This window comes from Legionella qingyii (assembly GCF_003184185.1).
This window is the reverse complement of the sequence record NZ_QHJG01000044.1, coordinates 33351-53560: the sequence shown is the minus strand read 5'-3', so window position 1 is coordinate 53560 and position 20210 is coordinate 33351. Positions and strand designations below refer to the sequence as shown.

The following is a 20210-nucleotide window of genomic DNA, read 5'->3' as shown; positions in this document are numbered from 1 at the left end:
AACTTGCCCCGAAGGCGTGCTGCGTATTCTACTGATTTCGCCAACAGTGTCAAACACTTTTTTCATTTTTTTAAAAAAAATGATGACACTCTGTTTATTGTAAATGCAGCTTGGCAATTCTACGTTTGCCAACTTGTATTATATAGGTCTTATTTGTAGATAATACAAGTGATGCATCCTCAGCTTTTTCTCCATCTATTTTAACTGCACCCTGTTTTACCAAACGAATCGCTTCTGAAGTACTTTGAGTTAGATTCATTTGCTTTAATATTTGAGCTAAAGAAAGCGATTCATTCGAGGTTATTGTTTGTTCCTCTAAATCTTCAGGAATAATCCCTTTTTGAAATCGTTCTATAAATTCTTTATGTGCATGTTCTGCTTGTGTTTGATCATGGAAGCGCGCCACGATTTCTTTAGCAAAATCAATTTTTATGTCTCTAGGATTCGCACCGTCTATTACTGATTTCTTTAAAGCCTGAATTTCCTTTCCTGTTTTAAAACTCAGTAAATCTATATATCGCCACATTAATTCATCAGATATTGACATAATTTTACCAAACATATCGGATGCTGGCTCACTAATACCAATATAATTATCTAGTGACTTAGACATTTTCTTCACACCATCTAAGCCTTCAATCAATGGAGTCATCATCACAACTTGTGGTTCAAGACCATAATGCTTTTGTAATTCGCGCCCCATTAATAAATTAAATTTTTGATCCGAACCACCCAGTTCAATATCTGCTTTGAGTGCCACAGAATCATAACCCTGAAGTAGAGGATATAAAAACTCATGAATTGCGATTGGCTGACCTGTAGTATATCGTTTGTTAAAATCATCACGCTCTAACATACGTGCAACTGTGTGGGTTGCAGCTAGACGAATTAAATCTGTTGCATTGAATTTTGCAAGCCACTGCGAGTTAAATGCTACTCTTGTTTTAAGAGGGTCTAAAATTTTAAAAACTTGCTCTTGATAGGTCTTGGCATTATTAAGAACTGTTTCTGGACTAAGTGGCAAACGTGTGACATTCTTCCCAGTTGGATCGCCAATCATCGCCGTAAAATCACCAATTAAAAAAATGACTTCATGACCATGTTGTTGAAATTGTCGTAACTTATTAAGTAATACAGTATGTCCCAAATGCAAATCAGGTGCAGTTGGATCAAAACCTGCTTTTATTTTTAAGGTAGTTCCTTTTTGTAATTTTTTTTCCAATTCATGCTGGGGAAGTACCTCCTCACAGCCTCTTATTAGCTCGGAACAAACTGAATCTTCAACTATCATGACATCAAAACCTTTATAAATGATTGACCTATCTTCTCACACCGAGTATCTTAGCCCGGTTGGCAATTTCCTGCCATACCTAAAAGGTGATTTAAGATAATTTGTCACCCGAAATTTAATAAAATGCAGACAATAGCATGATTCCGGATGGCAATGTATAGGCAAACAATGGATAAAAAACCTTATATATATATCGAAAAAAGAAAAACGAATAAAAATAAAAAATCTAATCCATCTAAGGTATTAATGGGTTTTGCCTTGATTATTGCCTTTTCACTCCCCTATTTCCTTGTAAAAAAGTTTTCACATAACTCACATCAGGGACCTACAACTCAATCCATTGCCTTACCTGATCTTGATGAAGATGAATCAGAAGAGTATCAAGATGAAGCTTATCAAGAAAATGCATTTCAAAATGAAGAAGAGCAAATTGTTGAAGAGTCTAAACCCGATCTGACAGAAGAAACAGCTAAAACTGTTGCACAAAACGCTGTTAAAGCGGTTCAACCAGTTAAAAAAATTGCCAAGGACAATGAATGGCAAACTATTAGACCTAGATCTGGTGACTCTATGGCCACTATATTTAAGCGACTTGGATTAACTGCCCAAAATCTACATTTGGTGATGCAAAAAAATCCTTATGCTAAAGCGCTTACTGCAATAAAACCAAGTCAAGAACTGAAATTTTTAATTAATAAGAATAAATTAGAAAAATTAATTATCCCGATGAACAACATACAGACACTTACAGTTTATAGGGATGGGGCAGTTTATAAAACGAAAATTGATTCCAAAAAAGTAAAAACCCAAGAGCGTTATGTAACGGGTGTAGTCAAAGGTTCCTTATTCGCAACAGCCCAACAATTAGGGATCCCGAGGAAATTAATTCAACAAATGACTACTATCTTGCGTAAAGAAATTGATTTTTCGCGTTCTGTTCGTAGTGGAGATCGATTCTCTATTGCTTATGATACGTTCTATGTGGAAAACAAAATGGTGGGCATTGGTGATGTTGTTGCCGTAAGCTACACCAATCAAGGTAAAACCGCTCAGGCCGTACGCCATATCAGTAGAAATGGCACTCGTGACTATTATACCCCTAAGGGAGAAAGCTTTAAAAAAGCATTTTCACGCTATCCCATTAAATTTAGTCATATCAGTTCGACCTTTACTACTTCAAGATATCATCCAATATTACACTATAAAAGAGCCCATAAAGGTATCGATCTTGCAGCACCGATTGGTACTCCGATTCAATCTGTCGGTGATGGGACTATTGTTAGTATTGGCAGACACAATGGGTACGGTAATATGATTGAAGTCAAACACGATAAAACCTACAGTACGCTTTATGGACACATGCTTCGATTTGCAAAAGGTCTATCCAAAGGAAGCAGAATAAGACGAGGCCAAGTTATTGGCTATGTTGGCCAAACAGGTCTTGCGACAGGCCCTCATTGTCATTATGAACTGCATGTTCATAATCAACCAAGAAATCCAACTACAACTTATTTGCCTACAGCATCTCCTGTTCCTGCGCGAGAAATGGCTCAATTTAAAGCGAAAGTGCGTAATGTGTTTGCTCACTTGAAATCAATGGAAAAAGCAAATTATGCTGGCAAAGGCAAGAAGAAAACAAAAATAGGATAATCTAAAGCAGAACTGTATAATTCATGCATGTGCCAAATTTTCGAGGGCGCCGTATATTTCGCTACCCTATGAATTTCTGGCAAAGCTACAATAGCTCTCAGTTATTATCATCCGAATAAATAGCGACAAACAAGTACTGATGCAATAATTCCAGCAAGATCAGCCAATAAACCCGCGGGTATAGCGTGCCGCGTGCGCCGAATTCCTATAGAACCGAAATATACAGCAATGACATAAAATGTCGTTTCTGTACTTCCCATCATAGTTGCTGCAATTTTGCCTATGAGTGAATCCCCGCCATATTGATGAATCAATTCCGCCATCATTCCCGTTGAAGCACTTCCAGAAAAAGGTCGAATCAAAGCCAACGGTAATACTTCTGGAGGCATACCTATCATAGCTAAAAGCGGTGAAAGAAGATTTGCCATTAAACTAAAAAAACCTGAGGCACGCAGCATGCCTATAGCAACTATCATAGCGATTAAATAGGGAACAACGCTTAAAATAGTATCAAAACCTTGTTTCGCACCGACAATAAATGCATCAAAAACATTAATTTTTTTTACTGCCGCAGCATATAAAGGAATACCTACAATAAAAACTAAAAGCATCCAATTGGATAATTGATTGGCAAACCCACTCATAGACTGTTTTTCCCTTCAACACGAAACATTGGTAATTTGGCTAATTGTTTTACAGAAATAATGGCGACCAATGTAGAAATGGTCGTTGCGATCAATGAGCTGACTATAACGCTGCTAGGATTCGTACTGCCATTGGTCGCCAAATAGGCAATTGCGGTAGCAGGGATTAATTGCACGCTTGAAGTATTAATTGCCAAGAAAGTACACATGGAATTTGTTGCAATTTGTGCGTGTTGATTCAGTGTTTGCAGCTCTTTCATTGCTTGCAGTCCAAATGGAGTAGCTGCATTGGCAAGACCTAGCATATTAGCAGCAATATTCATAGTCATTGCTCCCATTGCAGGATGCTCCGTAGGAATATCCGGAAATAGTCGTCTTAAAATTGGCCTGAGTATTTTTCCTAGTAAGGCAACCAAACCTGATTCGTTAGCTATAGACATTATTCCTAGCCATAATGACATAATTCCTGCCAAACCAAGAGCGATTTCAAAGCCTAGTTTTGCCGATTCTGTGACAGCACGTGCCACCTCATCAATACGCCCCTCAATTACGCCAACGACGACTGAAATTAGTATCATTCCTAACCAAATTATATTCAGCATCCTTGCCTCCATACTTTGGAACGGGTTAAAATGCAGTCATTATTTGGCTTTAGATAGAAAAAACTAATGAAGTACACACTCACTCCCTTAAAACATCTAGCCTTTGCAGCCTGCATTCTCATTTCTTTTCAAAGCCATGCTTTTGACTCAGATAGTGCCGAAAAACAAGCTAACTCCTCAATAGAAGAACTATACCATAGACTAAGCAACATGCCGAATAGTTCCATGCCAGATAGAATAGATTGGGTCAGCAGTCAATTTTTAGGAGTACAATATATTCTTGGTTCCTTAGGTGAAGGACCAAAGGCTCGATACGATCAATACCCTCAATATCGTGTAGATGCGTTCGACTGTGATACCTACGTCAACACCGTTGTATCATTGGCCGTTGCAAATTCGCTTGCATCGTTTCAACGATGCATAAAAAGCATACGTTATAAAAACGGAACTGTCTCTTATCTACAACGAAATCATTTTACAGGTCTGGATTGGAATCAAAATAATCAGCGAAATGGAATTCTTAAAGACATTACACTAACTATAAAAGATCAGAATAATCAACCTGTTGCAAAAATTGCTGATGCGATCATTAATAAACCCAATTGGTATGCCTATAAAACTGTTCAAACAATCAGATTAGTAAACACTGATAAGGTAAAAGAAGAAGAACGATTAATGGAATTAAAAAAGAAAGGGGCCCAATTGGAAACTCTTTCAGAAGAAGTTCCATACATCCCCTTCACTGCACTATTTTCTGAAAAAAATAAACCTAATATGTATTTATTCGCACAAATTCCTAATGGTGCAATCATCGAAATCGTAAGACCCAATTGGGAGCTAAGCCCAAAAATTGGCACTGCATTAAATATTTCTCATTTAGGCTTTGCAATTCGAAATAAAGGTCAATTGTTTTTTCGGCAAGCTTCATCAGAATATGGTAAAGTAGTTGATGTTCCATTGATTGAATATTTAGAAAAAGCAATAAATAGCCCAACGATTAAAGGAATCAATGTCCAAATTGTTGTACCAACACAACCATTAACAGACTGTAAATTGCCTGTTTAAAATCAAACTAAGTTTGGGTAAACTACAAGTCAAATGTAGTCTGGGTGAAGCGCGGCCCAGGTTTAATTAATACAATTCCCGGGTTATACTGCGCTTCACCCAGGCTAAGCCAGGCATTAGGGATTATTAAAATGAATTACGGATTAACGCAAAAACCTAACTTATCAAGTAGTGAATGTCTTGTTATTGGGGTGTTTTCTGATGCTGAACTAGCTGATTTTGCTCTGAGTAAGGAGCATCATAATTTAGTTAGTAGACTTATTAAAAAAACCTCCGAGGCTGGTGATATGCAGTGGCATCATGATCTGGATGGTAGCTTATTAATCATTCAATGTGGTGAACAAACCAAATTCACACCATCTCAGCTAAAAAAAAGAATAACAGAGATTACAGGGGCTTTAATCAAACACCGAATTCGCTCTGCAACCCTATGTTTGCCTCAAATAACGCACTATTCAGCAGATTGGCAATTGGAACAAATGATTGTTCAAATCGATAATCAACGCTATCAATTACTCGATTTTAAAAAGAAAAAAGCGAAGCCTCATCAATTAGAGTCTATAACTTTTTATTTGCCGAATGCTAGTGAAGAGGGATTAAAATTAGGTCAATCAATTGCAGCAGGTGTTGAGTTGACTCGTCATCTGGCCAATATGCCCGCTAATATCTGTACCCCTACTTATTTAGGGGATCAAGCAATGCAATTAGCTAAAGAATTTGCCCAAAATATGAGCTGCAAAGTGATGGGACCGGAAGAAATGCACCAAATGGGCATGGGAACTTTATTAGCAGTGGCACAAGGGTCAGCCCAACCACCAAGACTTATTGACATACATTACAAAGGAGCTGATGATGCTCCTCCAATCATTCTGGTAGGCAAGGGAATTACTTTTGATTCTGGCGGATTATCCATCAAACCAGCCAATGCAATGGATGAAATGAAATATGATATGTCTGGTGCTGCCAGTGTATTAGGTACTTTAAAAGCTTGTGCTTTGTTAAAACTTCCTGTTCATGTTATCGGTTTAATTGCCAGTGCTGAAAATATGGTGAGTGGCACCTCCGTCAAATCAGGTGATATTGTTACAAGTATGTCCGGGCAAACCGTGGAAATCATTAATACTGATGCCGAAGGTCGTTTGGTTTTAGCCGATGCACTGACATATGCAGAGCGATATCAACCGAAATTTGTCATCGATGTTGCAACACTTACTGGTGGAATTATTGTTGCGCTGGGAACTGTTGCATCGGGTTTTATGACTCAAGATGAAGAATTAGCACAATTGATTGAAGATGCGGCTAAGGAAAGTAATGATAGAGTCTGGCGCATGCCTTTAGATGATGACTATCAAGATGCCCTTGATAGTCCTTTAGCCGATATGATCAATGCGGGTTTTGATCGTACTGCAAGCAGTGTCACTGCAGCTTGCTTTTTGTCTCGCTTTACAGAAAAGTATCGTTGGGCACATTTAGACATTGCTGGCACAGCCTGGATCTTCGGCAAAAATCGTAATGCCACTGGCAGACCAGTTCCCTTATTAACTCAAATAATACGCCATGCCCTCAATTCGCGTTGATTTTTATCTATTAGCTAGTGACCAGACTGATGCACGCTGGTCGGTGGCTTGTCGTCTTTTGGAAAAAGCTTATGCTAAAGGACATAAGGTTTATGTCTTATGCAACAACAAACAAGATGCCGAATTTCTGGATGAGCTGCTATGGACGTTCAAAGAAGAAAGCTTTATTCCGCATAACCTGCAAGGTGAAGGCCCCGAACCCCCTCCCCCGATACAAATAGGTTATGAACGGGAACCTAGAGGATTTAACGACATCCTCTTGAATCTTGCGAATTATATTCCAGATTTTTATCCTAAATTTAAGCGTGTTATCGAAATTGTAGTGAATGTAGAAGCTGAGAAAGAATTAAGCCGTGCACACTACAGAGACTATAGAGCCAAAGGTTGCGAATTACATACGCATCAGATTGAATTGAAGTAGTGTGCTGGTTCTTTGATTCGAATGTTTCGTCATCCTGAATACCCACCAGTACACGTCATCCTCAGCGCAGTGGGAGCTCTCCATCGGATGATATGAACATAATAAAATATAATGCTCAAAGTAGTAAATCCTTCATCGTAAGCTCCTCAGGATGACACTAGTTGTGAACGATTACGATAAAGCAGGACATTAATCCCAGAGAATATCTTTATCTTTTTTTATTGCGGCTTGCAGTAAACTAATTAAAGGAACAGCACGCTTTGACAAACTGATTTCTGATTCGTTTTCATCATCCTCTTCAACCACCTTTTTTTCTTTGTTAAGGCCAGCCTGCAATCGTTCCAAAGCTTCAGGAAGATTTTCTGATTTGATTGCACCAGGAGTAGTGCCGCTATGTCCCATTAAAGAAAGCAGACGCTTAGCTACATCTGCAAAATAGGTTATATCTTCATAGGCATCAGTATGAAACGTTATTAACATCAGAATCTCCTTTTGAACTCAACTTTTTCTTGTTATCCATAAACCTTTAGCAAATATTCTGCAACCGTGTGTAACCCCATTGCTTCTCCACCTTCAGGCTTTCCAGGCCTATTACCCAAGTTCCACGCCATAATATCAAAATGCATCCAAGGTATGGATTTTGCTACGAAGCGCTGCAGAAATAATCCTGCCACAATTGCTCCTGCATAAGGATGATCGCTAGAGTTAGCTAAATCAGCAATATTTGAGCGAAGCAAATCTTCGTACGCTGGAAATAAAGGCAATCGCCAGATGGGATCAACCACTTTATAAGAGGCCGCTGTTAGTTCTGCAGCCAAGTGATCATTATTGGTAAACAGTGCGGCAATTTCAGTACCAACTGAAACACGTGCAGCTCCTGTTAGAGTTGCAAAGTCAATCAGTAAATCGGGGTGTTCTTCGCATGCTTTTACTAAAGCATCAGCCAAAACCAACCGTCCTTCCGCATCCGTATTATGCACTTCCACAGTTAAGCCGTTACGCATGGTTAAAACATCACCAGGTCTAAATGCATCAGGACCTATAGAATTTTCTACAGCAGGAATAAGCATTTGTAAGCGTACCGGTAAATTACGCGTCATAATCCATTGCGCAAGACCTATTACATGGGCAGCACCACCCATATCTTTTTTCATTAACCGCATACCAGAAGCCGATTTAATATCTAGGCCTCCGCTATCAAAACAAACCCCTTTTCCTACCAGAGTAATATGAGGATTTTTCTCATCTCCCCAAGTTAATGACAACAAGCGGGGAGATGATTTAGAAGCACGCCCAACTGCATGAATTGCTGGAAAATTATCGTTTAACAATTCATCACCAATCCATTGTCTGAATTGCGCATTATGTGTTTCAGCTAATTGTTCTACTACCTCAGCTAATTCTTTTGGACCTAAATCACTTGTTGGTTTGTTTATCAAATCCCTCACTAAAAAGTGAGCTTGAGTTAATGCCAAAATGGAATTTAAATTATCTGGATGAACTACTAAAAGCCGTGGTTGCACTTCTTGTTTTTTATATGCCTCAAAACGATATTGCGCCAAAGCCCAACTGATTGCTCCTTCTTGGGAACATATTCCTTGTACTTGATAAATATTAGGAGGAAGTATTAATGCTGCATTGGCTAAAGCCTGAACTTGATTCCCATCACCTGTACCAATATATGCTTTATCGATCAAACCATCTGCATTCTGAATGAAACAAGAATCACCTATTTTCCCTTTAAATTGATGCAAGGACAGACAATTTTGTACCGCAGGAGTAAGCATGCTTACCTCCTCTTCCCATTGACCTTGAGAAATCAAATAAAGAGGAATAGCCCTTTCACCTTGAGTCTCATAAAATAACTTTGCTTGCATGTTTTTATTCCTTCACTTGACCTCGGAAATGGGCAGGTCTAAGCCCGGTTAATCCCAGAACTAACAAATAAATGATTACTGCAGCTGTTACATGGACGGATAGTAAGGTTAGACGCATCACGGGGGAAAAACCAAGCCAGTAACTTACTGTACCACTCATTAAAATTAAATAAATACTAATTGCTGCATTAGCAAGGAGTAATTGCATACTGTATTTTAACCATCCAGGAGAAGGTTTGAATACCCCACGTTTAATTAATAAAAATAATAAAGTACCGCAATTAACATAACCTGCCAATGCGGAAGCTAAAGTTAGACCCGCGTGAGCGAAATGCCAAATAAATATAGAACACAATAAAGTATTAACTATCATAGAAATCGCACCCACCTTAACTGGAGTGCTAATGTCTTGTCGTGCATAAAAACCAGAGGCTAATACTTTGACCATCATAAAAGCAGGCACCCCGGCCCCAAGTGTGATTAAGCTTTTTTGAGTCTGAATCACATCATAAGCGGTGAATTTACCATAGGCAAAGCAACTCGCAATCAACGGCATAGCAAATAAACATAATCCTAAACCTGCTGGAATTCCTATAAGTAAAATAGAGCGTAATCCCCAATCTAAGGCACTTGAATATTGGCTTATACTCTGCTCCGCATGCCTTCGAGATAAATGAGGAAGAATCACTGTTGCAATCGCCACACCAAAAACTCCTAATGGAAAATCAGTAAGGCGGTCGGTGTAGTATAACCAAGACACACTTCCAACTTTTAAAAAGGAAGCAAAAATACTGTCAACCATTAAATTAAGTTGGGCAATAGAAACACCAAATAAAGCTGGAATCATTAACTTAAGCACTTTATTCACTCCAGCATCATTTCTGACTAACTGGGGTTTTACTAATAAACTGCGTTGATGCAAAAAAGGAATTTGAAACAGTAATTGCGCAATGCCTGCAATGAGCACGCCCCAAGCCAAACCGACTACAGGTTTTGGTAAATGAGGACATAAATAGATCGCCACAAGAATCATACTGATATTCAATAATACCGGTGTAAAGGCAGGGATTGCAAAATAACCGTAGGTATTTAATACCGCTCCAGCCATAGCTGTTAGTGAAACGAGCATTAAAAATGGAAAAGTAATACGCAACATTTCTGTAGCCAATACAGCACGGTCACTGTCATGACTAAAACCAGGGGCAAATAAAAAGATGATCACTGGTGCAGCAAATATCCCAATTAAAGTGACAACACTAAGAATAGTACCTAGATATCCGGAAATACGTGCGATAAAAACACGTACATCGCTTGGAGAACGAGTTTTTTGATACTCAGCAAGCACAGGAACAAACGCTTGAGCAAATGCTCCTTCTGCAAAAAGACGACGCATAAAATTAGGAATGCGGAATGCTACAAAAAAAGCATCCATGCCTGCTTGAGCACCAAAAAAATTGGCGAGCACCATATCGCGCACAAAACCTACAATACGTGAAATAAAGGTCATTACTGAAACCAATGTCGTTGAACGCAATAAGCTCTGTCGTTTAGGTACCATAATCTCTGTATCTGTTGCTGACATAATTTTTATACAAGGCGCAAAATACCTTATATTATACCTAAATGTATCAACTGTCATAATTATAAATATGATGTCATAGTCTTTATACTGAAATTGAACGAATAATTAGGATTTCATATTACTCAATTGATTTTGAGCATAAATGACACATACCGTCGTAGAGTGAATCAATTTATGCTTTAGAAACAAAGAAGTCTATTGACAAATTCTAACTCATTGTGCATGATCATCATCTTTTTGTACCATCTGAATGAGTGGAGATTTTTAAGTGGCAAATATTAAATCAGCGATCAAGCGTGCTCGCCAAAACGTAAAACTACGTCAACACAATGCCAGTGCACGTTCTATGTTCCGCACCTACATCAAAAATGTAATTAAAGCTGTTGAATCAGGTGATAAAGAAGCCGCTCAAGCTGCCTTCACCAAAGCGCAACCAATTATTGATAAAGCGGCTTGTAAAGGTTTAATTCATAAAAATAAAGCTGCTCGTATTAAAAGTCGTCTAGTAGCTCGTGTTAAGGCAATGGCTGCTTAATCGTTCAATTCGAAAAAATCGAACCGGAATTGCCGGTTCGATTTTTTATCTGCTGAAAGCGTTTAATAGTTCACGACTACCTTATCTATTAACATTATTATAATACTACCTGACTGGAGATTCCCTCGCTACATTCGGAAAAATTGAGCTATGTTCAAAATTTTTTCTGGTGGATGCGGCACTAATACTCTCCCTTGGCTACAGCACTCGCCTTCACCCAGGCTATGATCAAAATACTAAACGGGTACTTATACCGGCAAAGTTACCTGTGTTACTTCGTCTTCCAAATACGGCCTTCCTACTATCTTACATAGACTCTTTTTATCTTCTGTTGATAAGTAAGAAACTAAAGCTTCCAGTACGTTATAGTCTTCGCCATCTACAGTTGTAGAGGTCTCAGAAGGATACTCATCATAAATCGACCATCCATCTACTACGGCCATATAAAGAGTGTTTAAAAGCATTTTTGCCTGATGAATTTTACCTTGTAGTTTTTTCTCTTCATTACTTCTCGGAACAGAAAAAAAACCAAGAATTGAGCCTTGCCAACCTGATATTTTAGTATCATTTTTGGGCTCAATCATGGCAAATGCTTTATAACAGGAAACAATACGCTGAATTAAATCCCTTTGATATTCTTTGTATTTTTCAGGTAAAGATGCATTTCTTATTAACCACTCCAAACGCTGCAACTGACTGACGATATATTTCACTTCATCACAATACTCTTCATCGATTTTAAATAGCTTCTCGGTATCCACTGATAATTCATCAAAACGTTGTGGGGGTACGCTCCAATATAATTTAACTTCCTTATCCTGTTTCATATCTCGATAAAAAACTTCTTTACCTGATGATTTTTTATGTGTGTGTAAAGGGCCCTCACTATGCAAAAGTATAGGTTCTAAACCTGGAATCAATCGTGGCAAAGAGGAATTTTTAAATGGGGCAAGTTGCTCGTCGGTTAAGATTCCTTCCAAAAGGGAAACCGCCATAGTTTTACAGGTATTGGAATTCTTCAGACTAGGTCCCGATAAATCAAATGATAAATGAAAATCAAAAGGCTTAAGCCTGGAAGGACGTCCTTCAATTTTGGCTTTTATTTGTTCAATTTCAAAAATTTGTCTGGAGTAGGCTTCTTCTTGATAAATTCTTCCCTTTTTTGATGGATCTGCTTTAAAATTTTGACCATCACCTACTATTTCTTTAATTGCAGCCTCTTGCTCTGCAACAGCATGTGCGCATCTCTTTTGTAACAATTCAAATTCATGCTGAGTTAGCTCAAAAGTGTATCCATGTAAACCGTGCCCAAGATCCATGAAACGCACTTCCTCATTAATTAGCATCCCATGATTGCCTTGGAAATCAACATCTAAATGATATTTGTTTTTAAATTGCTCCAACCAACTGCTTTTATCTCCGGTACTGGTAACACCATAAAAGCCCCAAGTCTCAACAACTTCAAGCAATTGTTTGCTTTCATCCAGCATCGATAAAAAAAAAGAACCATGCCAAAAAGGATTCCCTCCTACAGTATGATCAAATACGCAAAAAGTTATCGTATATTTCATCGTGACACTCCTGTCATTTTGTTAGACTTTCTATTGGAATACTAGATAAATCAAAAACTATTTTGAGTAAATATTATAAAATATGCAATATTTTATCCCAAAATAAATGGAATAAATTTTAATTTGGAATCAATGGAACGATAAACAGGCAGAAAAGATGAACAAACGATAAATTATGCTTCCCGGGCGTTGTTTATCTCGCCCGGGGAATCAAGGAATTAACTAACTATCCATAAATACTGGCCAATTTTGCCTGATTCAACTGCTCAATGGCACGTTTTGCCGGTACAAAATTTGGAAACTGCGTCACTAAACGTTGTAAAATCATACGCGATAAAACTTCATCCCCCTGATTCCACTCATTTAATGCTTGCAGATACATAAAATCAGCTGTTTGCTCCGGAGTAAAAGAGGCTTTATTCATTAATACAGGTTCAATAAAACTCACACGAGCTTGATTTTGTGCTTCCATTCTCTGTAAAATTTTACGTGCCTGTATGCTGCCATTATCACTTGCCTGCTGTAGTAATTCCTTACCCTTAGAAAGAGATCGCTCACCAGCAGTTCCCTCCAAGTAATAAGTACCTAATTGATACTGTGCATAAGCATTTTGTCGTACGGCGAGTTTTTCATAAAGACTTGCAGCCATTTTGGGGTTTCTCTCAACGCCCAAACCATAATGATACATTCTTGCTAAAGCCAACATCGCCTTCTCGTTACCTTTAGCAGCAGATTGTTGGTAATAGTTAATTGCATCATTAAAATCAAGTTTGGTAATTACTCCTGTTTCTGATAATAATCCCAATTGATAAAGTGCATTGTCATCACCTAAATCTGCGGCCTTTTTATACCAGGATAAAGCTTGTTGTGTGTCACGAGATTGTCCGAGGCCATTAAAATAAATTGCACCTAATTGATTCATTGCCTCATGAACTTGATGGGTTGATGCTTCAACAAATAAATCCCTCGCTTTTTGATAATTGACTGGTGTTCCTTTGCCATATAAGTACATTAATGCCAAATCATATATTCCTAAAGGATCTCCTTTCGCAGCAGCTTGTTGATAAGCCTTAAATGCCTGGGCATAATTATCATTGACTGTTTCATCAATAAATCCTAAAGCAACAGAAGCTTCAGGTAGAACAAAGGCTGCTTTCTCATACCACTGCTTAGCCAAATTGTAATCAGGTTCGCCATTCTCACCTAATTGATAAAACTGACCTAACAGATATTGAGCAAGAGGATTTCCTTGTTCTGCAGATGCAGTATACCAACGTTGTGCCTCTGCCAGATTAGGTTCGGAACCTAAACCCTTTTCCAGCATGAAAGCCAATTTCAATTGTGCATACTGATCTCCTTTTTCGGCCAAACCAGTATAAATTTGTTTGGCTTCTTGCATTTTCTCTGGATCAGAATTTTCTGCCAAATAGAAATCGGCCAAAACAATTCCTGCATGACTGTTACCTAATTTATAAGACCGTATTAAATTAGGTAAAAAGTCTTGTCCATTTTGCTTTTGCAACACCGCCATATTAAAATCTGCATATGAGAATTTATCATCAACGGATTTCTGCAATTGCTCCATTCCTTTTGTCTTGTCTTGGGCAATACCCTTCCCTTCTGCAGAATATGTTCCTAATATAAAATCGCTTACCGAGTTTTGTCCTGCTTGCTGATACCAGGTGATGGCTTGTCCTGGATCCGCTTTAACACCAATACCCCGGTCATAGAGCAATCCCAGCAATAACGCAGCGTTTTCATCTCCACTAGTCGCTTGCTCTTTAGCAATCAGAAAAGCTTGCGCCTGCTTTGCCATATCCTGATCCATAGCATTATAAAATGCGAGAGGCAGTAGTGCCTGAGAAATGCCTCTATCTGCGGCCCCTTGATACAATTGACGAATCATAGCTATTTTGTGCTTCCTTACATTGACACTTAAACCGCTATCATTTTGACGCGCCAAGCTATCTGCAAGCTCATATTCTGCAGGACCATAATTGTTGGCTGCAGCCAGATATAACATAGACGTTGCTTGTTCTGGATTGGGTTGAATATAAACTGTACCATCCGGACCAGTTATCCCCTGGGATAGAATTCTGGCCAAAACGTATTGAGATTTTTTATTTCCTTTAAACGCTGCATCCGTTAAATCATTTAATGCAAGCTGATAATCATTTTTATCCTTAGCATGCTGTAAATATAAAATGCCTAAATTGTATTCTGCACCCAAATGTTGCTGTTGTGCCGCATTTTGATAAAAAATGATGGCTGAAGAATCACTTTGTGCTATACCGATGCCATATTGAAACATTTGTCCGATTTGAAACTGCGATTGAGCATCACCTAATATCGCTCTAAAATATAAATGATTAAACATAGACATGTAGTTAAGTTGTGCTTGCCAACCTTGAGTCCACAAATCCATGATACTGGCCTGTGAATTATCATCATAATCATAATAATTAGCATCTATATAAGGTGCAGGTAAATTCAACTGAGCATAAATTGGGGCATTTATCCTTTCCAAAGCAGAAAGCTGTGGGTCTAAAGGATAAAGAGGATATGTCCATTGATTTGCCTGGAAACTTGGGATTTTACTCAAGAGAGCATCGTAATAACTGGTGATTGGAACATCATTAGGCTGAACTAATTCAAATTGGGGCTGAAAAATAGACTGACGCATTATCTTTTTCAGCTGGGGGGCTTGGTTATAAGCAAAATCTCCTAATACAGCAGGATTATGCCAAGCACTAAGTATTCCTTTCATTTGAAAATCAGTTTGCTCGAGCTTATCGGTTGTCCCATTACTTAGCCACAATGCTGCTTGCGCTAAAGCTGCTTCCTGATTTTTTGCACTTTCATCTTGAATTGCCTGATTCTGCCATTGTTTTGCCAAATCTTGATTGGTATCAACGCCTATTCCTTTTTGATACATATCAGCTAACTCACGTTTCGCTTGCGGCAATCCATTCTGAGCTGCTTTCAAAGTCCACATAAATGCAGTTTTAGGATCATAAATTGGACTTTTTTGTTGTAAATAAATGTGAGCCAAGTCCAAATAGGCCTCATCACTTGATTGACCACCTGCTTTATTAAACCACTGCAAAGCTTGTTCTTTTTGATTTTGTTCTAAAGCTAATTCACCTAATGCCACCATTGCAGGTGCAAAGCCTTGAGCTGCAGCTTGATTTAATAATTCCTCGCCTTTCTTTTCATCTTTATCGACCAGCTGACCTGCAAGATAAAGCTCCCCCAGCCTGGTTATTGCTTGAAGGTTACCATTGGCAACTGCTTTATTTAACCAAATAAGACCTAATTTACGATTTGATGAATTACGGCTATCGATAAAATTCTTGGCTAAAGTAAATTGCGCAAGAGAGTTACCACTTTTTGCCGCATTAATATAATACCGAGTTGCCGCGTCTGTATTTTTCTTTACCCCAACTCCATACATATAAGCAGCTGCGGTAAACATCTGGGCATCTACATCTCCTGCATCGGCCGCTTTTTGAAACCACATAAAAGCTTGTTGCGGATCCTTCTCATGCAATAAAGTATATTTTGCCATCAGTTGAATTGCAGGTAGATATCCTTTTTGTGCAGATTGGGTAAAATAGCGTATTGCCAACAAGTTATTTTTAAATTGACCATATCCATAAAGATAAATCCGTCCTAAGTAGTAATCGGCGACTGCATTTTTCCCCGATTGACTCATCAAAGGCTCTATTGCTTTATTATAATTCCCTAATCGATAAGCACTAAACTCATCAGCAAAAGCATTTTGGCCGGCTGATGCAACGAATAAACAGACCCAAGGTACTAGCGATTTCATGAAAATTCTCCCTCTTTGCATGGCAATTGTAACCTGAATTTTTATCATTATATTTTCAGATTTATACCCCAGGTATTATGCCATAATGCACTACTTCATTAACTGCCCCATTTCTCGTTGTGCCATCGACTATCCAATAGTTACCTTTATTATTCAAACCAAACTTAACATTAACGTATTCACATACTTTAATCGTATCTGCACAATCTATAATTTTTCCATAAGAAGTTTTGCCATCACCCGCAGTACAAATAAATTTAACTAATGGCTCTCCTGTAGCTAACGCCGCCCATTGACGACCACCTATCGAATGATTATATCGAGTTGTGTACTGACTGTCTTCATCACGCATTTGGTACAAGCTGACCGTTTGTGGTGATTTATTAAAGAAAAAATACAAAGACTGCAAAGCCCCCTCTTTCCCAGGAAAAAGAGATAATACTTTTAAACTTTCCTTATATCCTACCGGCCTACATCCTATAGGAAATCGTGCCTCTTCCTTTTCTGCCTTGGCTTGTGCCTCTTGGGGGTTATTCTTTTTGATTTTGGCTGCTTCAAGTTGTGCAGAAGACATTAGTCCTAAGAAAAGCATCAATGAAATTGAAGTGATTTTATTTATTGTATTCATTATATTTCTCACTCACTGTCATTTATTGGACGTACAATAACCGTTGTACCCATGAAATTATTTCGTTCGCTGGATAATTCAACAAAGTTCAGATTTAACCATTTAGCATCCTGGGTAAACATACGCACACATCCGTGACTCGCTCTTACTCCCGGGATATCGTCGGAACCATGTAATGCGAAACCCTTATGGAAAAACATGCAGAAAGGCATCTTTGCGCCACCTTTACCTATGGGGAATACATCGGATGTACATTTTTCATTTTCTTTACTGAACACCCGATAAATCCCAGTTAAAGTGCGGCAAGAACGATTAGCGTCAGGGCATCGGTCTCTTCCAGATGAAATAGGTCCCCATTTCACCAAATTACCTTCGGCATCATAAGCCCCAAAGGCCAATTTATCCTGATCAACAATAATTTGTTTTTGATGTTCATTTGGAATTTTTAATGGGAAAGGTGCAACGTCAAAAACAGTGAGATAAGCTAAATTTTTCGGAACCGCGATTATCTTGCCAGCCCATAACGGGTTATAGGTCCGATTGACTCTTTGAACAATGTCACGTTGATTTTCATCCGGAAACAAAGTCTCCCAACTTTGTCCTGACTCTACTTTAATACAATCGTATTGTGGGTATCCACATAGTCCTGTGCCATAAAAATTACCCGCATTCGCTATGGCAGCCATGAGCATCATCAATGCAGCTGAAAGTAATTTATACATATGCCCCCCCTCTCACCTTTACTTATTATTTTTATATGCAAGATTTGTGCTTAAATATCAATTTATTCCAATTATTATTCGAGCATATCTAAAATAAGTTTAGTACGAATATTAGAGTTTTTGCTAGGGTTATGAATAATATTCTAATTATTGATGAATAACATAGGTACAAAACCCCGTCATCTTGAGTGCAACGAGGGATCTCCATGCTGTCGCACCATGTCCTGATAGGAGCCCCTCATTGCACTCAGGATTGCCGGAACGCACTGCGCCAATCCGGCGCTACAATTTTTTTATGACTACACTTTTTCGCCATGAAAAAATTGAAAAATACGTTTTGCCAAATGTTCACTAATTCCTGATACTTTGGCAATTTCTTCCAGTGGAGCCTTTGCAAGCTCTCGTATCCCACCAAAGCGATGCAGTAATGCTTGTCTACGTTTTGCTCCGACTCCTTCTATATCCTCAAGAGTTGATTCCAATCTCTTTTTTTGTCTTTTTTTACGATGAGCAGTAATGGCAAATCGGTGCGCCTCATCTCGAATATGTTGTAACAAATGCAAGGCTTTAGAGTCATCGGGTAAAGTCAATTCATGTGCTTCATGCACTAGAATCAATTTTTCCCACCCGGCTTTGCGTGAAGGTCCTTTAGCCACCCCCAGCAAGTTCACCGTTGATATACCTAAAGACATAAGCACTTTCTGGGCCACCGCTACTTGCCCTTTGCCTCCGTCAATAATTAATACATCAGGTAGGGATTGAATTTCCACCAAACGTTTAAAGCGTCGGGTAATTGCCTGTTCCATTGCCGCATAATCATCTCCAGGAGTAATTCCTTCGATATTAAAACGTCGATACTCATTAGGACAAGGCCCCTCATGATCAAACACAACACACGATGCAACAGTTGCCTCACCTTGCGTGTGACTTATATCAAAGCATTCCATTCGCTCAATTTGCTTTTTAAGGCCCAAAAGCCGCTCTAACTCTTGGAAACGAGATCTGATTGTAGAATGTTTTGTAACATATTCGGCTACCGAGACACGTAAATTATTCAGTGCAAAATCCATCCATCGGGACTTAATGCCACGAGGATTCACTTGAATTTTACACAATTTACCGCGTTGTTGTGATAATGCCTCTTCTAAGGACTGGTGATCCACCAAATCATGATTCGTAATGATTAATGCAGGAATCTTCTCTGGAACATCCAAATAATAGAATCCTATAAATGCATCAAAAGTTTGTTGCCACAAATCGTCGATATTGAGTTCATCTTCTAAGCCTTTTTGAGGTACCGATGGAAAATAACTACGACTTGCCAATACTTGGCCTTCGCGAATAGTCACGCATTGGACGCATGCAAAACCAGGGCTAATCTCGATTGCAATAGCATCCGCATCCCCACGTAATTGTAAAACGCCCTGTTGTTCTTGCACCAATCGCAAACTTTTAATTTGATCCCGCAAAAGCGCTGCTTCTTCAAAATTTAATTCGCTTACAGCTTTATCCATTCGTTTGGCAAGTTCATCAAGAATTAATTGGGACTTACCCTGTAAAAATCGCATAGCGTCTTGTACAGAACGTTTGTAATCCTCGGGAGTTATGTAATTGACGCAGGGAGCAGTACATCGTTTAATCTGGTACTGCAAGCAAGGTCTTGAGCGTGCATTAAAATAACTGTCCCGACAATTTCGAACTTTAAAGACTTTTTGTATGGTTACTATAGTTTCTTTTACCGCGGCGCTACTAGGATAAGGGCCAAAAAAATCACCTGAAAGAGGTTTTTTTTTAGAACGATAGCTTTCTATACGTGGAAAATCAGGATGATTAGAAAGGTGAATATAAGGATAAGATTTATCGTCTCGTAATAAAACATTGTATTTTGGTTTTAATGTTTTAATCAGATTACTTTCCAATAATAAAGCTTCGGTTTCGCTACGTGTAACAGAAATTTCTATAGAGGCGATTTGACTCACCAAAGATCGTGTTTTAATGCCTGTATTTTGTTTGTTGAAATAGCTGGTTACCCGCTTTTTCAGATTGGAAGCTTTACCTACGTAAAGAATATTGCCTACTTCATCCAGCATACGATAAACACCGGGCTCATTAGGTAACTTAGTGAGAAACAACGCTAATTCAGTAGAAATATTCATGTAATAATAGCAGTAACTCTTGGTTTAAAATGTAGCCTAGGCGGCAGTGCTATACTT

General features: G+C 38.6%; 16 protein-coding genes. 5 read left to right on the top strand and 11 right to left on the bottom strand.

The genetic code is table 11. From position 1 onward, the window contains the following. Positions 1-94 precede the first annotated feature (94 nt). Positions 95-1291, bottom strand: a complete 1197-nt coding sequence (gene tyrS, locus DGG96_RS18760) for a tyrosine--tRNA ligase (protein ID WP_110143710.1) — start codon at positions 1289-1291, stop codon at positions 95-97. A 168-nt stretch (positions 1292-1459) separates the two neighbouring features. Between tyrS and DGG96_RS18755 the strand changes: the two genes are divergently transcribed. Continuing rightward, positions 1460-2941 carry a M23 family metallopeptidase gene (locus tag DGG96_RS18755; RefSeq protein WP_110143711.1) on the top strand — a complete coding sequence of 494 codons (1482 nt, stop codon included), beginning with the start codon at positions 1460-1462 and terminating at the stop codon, positions 2939-2941. Between the two features lie 107 nt (positions 2942-3048). Here DGG96_RS18755 and DGG96_RS18750 read toward each other — a convergent pair whose 3' ends face one another. After that, positions 3049-3585 carry a spore maturation protein gene (locus DGG96_RS18750; protein ID WP_110143712.1) on the bottom strand — a complete coding sequence of 179 codons (537 nt, stop codon included), beginning with the start codon at positions 3583-3585 and terminating at the stop codon, positions 3049-3051. Next, positions 3582-4187 carry a nucleoside recognition domain-containing protein gene (locus DGG96_RS18745; RefSeq protein WP_165831638.1) on the bottom strand — a complete coding sequence of 202 codons (606 nt, stop codon included), beginning with the start codon at positions 4185-4187 and terminating at the stop codon, positions 3582-3584. The genes DGG96_RS18750 and DGG96_RS18745 overlap by 4 nt, the downstream gene beginning before the upstream one ends. A 66-nt stretch (positions 4188-4253) precedes the next feature. Here DGG96_RS18745 and DGG96_RS18740 point away from each other — a divergent pair, with 66 nt between their 5' ends. The 3 genes from DGG96_RS18740 to DGG96_RS18730 all read left to right on the top strand — a co-directional run bounded on the left by DGG96_RS18740 (position 4254) and on the right by DGG96_RS18730 (position 7250). Then, positions 4254-5252 carry an N-acetylmuramoyl-L-alanine amidase-like domain-containing protein gene (locus tag DGG96_RS18740; protein WP_110143714.1) on the top strand — a complete coding sequence of 333 codons (999 nt, stop codon included), beginning with the start codon at positions 4254-4256 and terminating at the stop codon, positions 5250-5252. Positions 5253-5383: 131 nt separating this feature from the next. Further along, complete coding sequence (locus DGG96_RS18735) at positions 5384-6829, top strand: leucyl aminopeptidase (RefSeq protein WP_110143715.1); 1446 nt, start codon at positions 5384-5386, stop codon at positions 6827-6829. Further along, the gene (locus tag DGG96_RS18730) at positions 6810-7250 is read left to right on the top strand and encodes a DNA polymerase III subunit chi (RefSeq protein WP_110143716.1); all 441 of its coding nucleotides are present in this window, start codon (positions 6810-6812) and stop codon (positions 7248-7250) included. The genes DGG96_RS18735 and DGG96_RS18730 overlap by 20 nt, the downstream gene beginning before the upstream one ends. A gap of 189 nt (positions 7251-7439) precedes the next feature. On the opposite strand, the gene DGG96_RS18725 is transcribed toward DGG96_RS18730, so the two are convergent. From DGG96_RS18725 to murJ, 3 genes are read right to left on the bottom strand one after another with little or no spacing between them, the layout of a single operon-like run. Next, positions 7440-7730 carry a DUF1840 domain-containing protein gene (locus tag DGG96_RS18725; protein WP_110143717.1) on the bottom strand — a complete coding sequence of 97 codons (291 nt, stop codon included), beginning with the start codon at positions 7728-7730 and terminating at the stop codon, positions 7440-7442. 32 nt (positions 7731-7762) lie between these two features. After that, positions 7763-9127 carry a leucyl aminopeptidase family protein gene (locus DGG96_RS18720; protein ID WP_110144017.1) on the bottom strand — a complete coding sequence of 455 codons (1365 nt, stop codon included), beginning with the start codon at positions 9125-9127 and terminating at the stop codon, positions 7763-7765. Between the two features lie 4 nt (positions 9128-9131). Then, positions 9132-10709, bottom strand: a complete 1578-nt coding sequence (gene murJ / locus DGG96_RS18715) for a murein biosynthesis integral membrane protein MurJ (RefSeq protein ID WP_110143718.1) — start codon at positions 10707-10709, stop codon at positions 9132-9134. Positions 10710-10977: 268 nt separating this feature from the next. Here murJ and rpsT point away from each other — a divergent pair, with 268 nt between their 5' ends. Next, entirely contained in the window at positions 10978-11244 is a 267-nt protein-coding gene (gene rpsT, locus DGG96_RS18710) for a 30S ribosomal protein S20 (protein WP_110143719.1), read from the top strand. A gap of 248 nt (positions 11245-11492) precedes the next feature. Here rpsT and DGG96_RS18705 read toward each other — a convergent pair whose 3' ends face one another. The 5 genes from DGG96_RS18705 to uvrC form a co-directional block, all read right to left on the bottom strand. Then, a complete protein-coding gene (locus DGG96_RS18705; RefSeq protein ID WP_110143720.1) occupies positions 11493-12815 on the bottom strand; it encodes a hypothetical protein in 1323 nt (440 codons plus the stop codon). A 226-nt stretch (positions 12816-13041) separates the two neighbouring features. Further along, positions 13042-16647 (bottom strand): SEL1-like repeat protein, encoded by a 3606-nt coding sequence (locus DGG96_RS18700; protein WP_110143721.1) that lies wholly within the window; start codon positions 16645-16647, stop codon positions 13042-13044. Positions 16648-16708: 61 nt separating this feature from the next. Beyond that, positions 16709-17275 (bottom strand): endopeptidase IV, encoded by a 567-nt coding sequence (locus DGG96_RS18695; protein WP_110143722.1) that lies wholly within the window; start codon positions 17273-17275, stop codon positions 16709-16711. Positions 17276-17283: 8 nt separating this feature from the next. Then, positions 17284-17997 (bottom strand): L,D-transpeptidase, encoded by a 714-nt coding sequence (locus DGG96_RS18690; protein WP_110143723.1) that lies wholly within the window; start codon positions 17995-17997, stop codon positions 17284-17286. Positions 17998-18296: 299 nt separating this feature from the next. Continuing rightward, entirely contained in the window at positions 18297-20153 is a 1857-nt protein-coding gene (gene uvrC / locus DGG96_RS18685; protein WP_110143724.1) for an excinuclease ABC subunit UvrC, read from the bottom strand. Positions 20154-20210: the final 57 nt, after the last annotated feature.

Bases quoted from the DNA above. Each gene is read 5' to 3' on its own strand.
- tyrS (WP_110143710.1), bottom strand. From the start codon at position 1,291: ATGATAGTTGAAGATTCAGTTTGTTCCGAGCTAATAAGAGGCTGTGAG.
- DGG96_RS18755 (WP_110143711.1), top strand. From the start codon at position 1,460: ATGGATAAAAAACCTTATATATATATCGAAAAAAGAAAAACGAATAAA.
- DGG96_RS18750 (WP_110143712.1), bottom strand. From the start codon at position 3,585: ATGAGTGGGTTTGCCAATCAATTATCCAATTGGATGCTTTTAGTTTTT.
- DGG96_RS18745 (WP_165831638.1), bottom strand. From the start codon at position 4,187: ATGCTGAATATAATTTGGTTAGGAATGATACTAATTTCAGTCGTCGTT.
- DGG96_RS18740 (WP_110143714.1), top strand. From the start codon at position 4,254: ATGAAGTACACACTCACTCCCTTAAAACATCTAGCCTTTGCAGCCTGC.
- DGG96_RS18735 (WP_110143715.1), top strand. From the start codon at position 5,384: ATGAATTACGGATTAACGCAAAAACCTAACTTATCAAGTAGTGAATGT.
- DGG96_RS18730 (WP_110143716.1), top strand. From the start codon at position 6,810: ATGCCCTCAATTCGCGTTGATTTTTATCTATTAGCTAGTGACCAGACT.
- DGG96_RS18725 (WP_110143717.1), bottom strand. From the start codon at position 7,730: ATGTTAATAACGTTTCATACTGATGCCTATGAAGATATAACCTATTTT.
- DGG96_RS18720 (WP_110144017.1), bottom strand. From the start codon at position 9,127: ATGCAAGCAAAGTTATTTTATGAGACTCAAGGTGAAAGGGCTATTCCT.
- murJ (WP_110143718.1), bottom strand. From the start codon at position 10,709: ATGTCAGCAACAGATACAGAGATTATGGTACCTAAACGACAGAGCTTA.
- DGG96_RS18705 (WP_110143720.1), bottom strand. From the start codon at position 12,815: ATGAAATATACGATAACTTTTTGCGTATTTGATCATACTGTAGGAGGG.
- DGG96_RS18700 (WP_110143721.1), bottom strand. From the start codon at position 16,647: ATGAAATCGCTAGTACCTTGGGTCTGTTTATTCGTTGCATCAGCCGGC.
- DGG96_RS18695 (WP_110143722.1), bottom strand. From the start codon at position 17,275: ATGAATACAATAAATAAAATCACTTCAATTTCATTGATGCTTTTCTTA.
- DGG96_RS18690 (WP_110143723.1), bottom strand. From the start codon at position 17,997: ATGTATAAATTACTTTCAGCTGCATTGATGATGCTCATGGCTGCCATA.
- uvrC (WP_110143724.1), bottom strand. From the start codon at position 20,153: ATGAATATTTCTACTGAATTAGCGTTGTTTCTCACTAAGTTACCTAAT.